The organism is Moorena sp. SIO3B2 (genome assembly GCF_010692525.1).
GTDB lineage: Bacteria > Cyanobacteriota > Cyanobacteriia > Cyanobacteriales > Coleofasciculaceae > Moorena > Moorena producens.
In genome coordinates this window covers 1-1477 of record NZ_JAAHHE010000854.1, presented here as the reverse complement: position 1 = coordinate 1477, position 1477 = coordinate 1, and the positions used below count along the sequence as shown (strand labels likewise).

Genomic DNA, 1477 nt, shown 5'->3' with positions numbered 1-1477 from the left:
GAGACAAGCAAATCACAATTGGAGGAGAATGATTGAATCTGGTTTGGATCTAAACTGGTTTAGAAGTAAACCCTACGATAAGTCTGAAGCCTATGATATTGCTAGACAGTTGAACGTGGAGTTAAGCCATCTTCCATGTCTTGTTCTTATTTCTCCTGACAACTTATCTGAAAGACTAGTATTTGAAATCCAAGAAGTATCAGCCAACTACTTCCGCAAATTATTCTCAACTATTGAAAAATTAGTACAAACTTCTAAACTTAAAGGATTCAATCAAGAAAAAAGACGTTCTCAAGCTTTTGAGCATATAAAAATTAATTTTACTGAAATAGTAGGTTTTTTAGAAAAAAATGCCACTAAGGATAAACAAAATTCTGGTGTCAAGTATTTTTTCAACAGTAATAATCTTTCGGTTTCCGTTGAGCCCGTTAATATCGAAAACGTAAACTACACGAATCAAAGTCGAAGTCTTACAGTAGGAGATGTCGGTGGAGATTTTAAACCAATTGGTTCATCATTTATAGCAGATGGTTTGACTGTGAGTGGTACAGTTGCTGAATCTATCGATTTTGACCAAGACATGCCTAAAGGGGTGGAGCGTCAAAACCGACAGGAGGAAAAAACTCTAAGCCAAACCTCTAAATCTCATCAATCCAAATCTATAGTTAAGGTTGTAGTAATAATTGTTATTGTTTTTGCTCTCCTCGCAGGAGTAGCAGCATACATCTTATTTCAATTGGGCTTATCTAGGAATCCCGTGCCTCACCCATCTCAAGAGCAAAGTGCGATGTAGCGATTATGGCGTTGGTGCCAGATTCAGAACGAAAAACTTTATCTTGTTACTAAAAGCTACCAATCCGGTGGCTTTTATTTTGAGAATGCAGAAGGTCCCCATAGGATTGCCTGTGGTAAGATAAGAAAAGAGGATATATAGCGCTAAGCGCCAGGCAAGAGGCAAGAGGCAAAAGGCAAAAGCTTACTACAACAGCTTTTCAGATTTTATCAATGTCCTAAGCTTAATGCGTAGTGCTATATCAATTATAAAATTTACCTTGACTATTTGAATAAATGCTGTTGATTTATTCTCTGAAATCCTCAAGAGTAGTGTTATTTTTTGCCGACAGTTTTACCTGAAAACGGGAGAGCATCTGATCGTTACAAAAAAAATAGAAAAGGATGAACCAGCAATGAATAATAGTGACTTGTATGATCAGGATTTCGTTCTGTGGACTGAGACAACTTGCCAGCAACTCAAAACCAGAAACTTTGATGAGTTGGATATAGACAATTTAATTGAGGAGATAGCATCCTTGGGAAGATCCGATAGACGAGAGCTTCAGAGCCGACTTAAGGTTTTGATGGAACATTTGCTAAAAAGGCAGTACGTAGATTCAGAGCCTGATTATCGAGGCTGGGAAAATACTATCGATGAACAAAGAGAACAGATTAATCTTCTGTTGTCTGAATCTCCTAGCCT

The 1477-nt window shown here is 37.4% G+C and carries 1 protein-coding gene and 1 pseudogene; both read left to right on the top strand.

From position 1 onward, the window contains the following. Positions 1-793: pseudogene (locus F6K38_RS41785) on the top strand (hypothetical protein); the annotation flags it as partial. A gap of 394 nt (positions 794-1187) precedes the next feature. Then, a partial coding sequence (locus F6K38_RS41780) for a DUF29 domain-containing protein (protein WP_287360722.1) occupies positions 1188-1477 on the top strand: 290 nt, incomplete at its 3' end.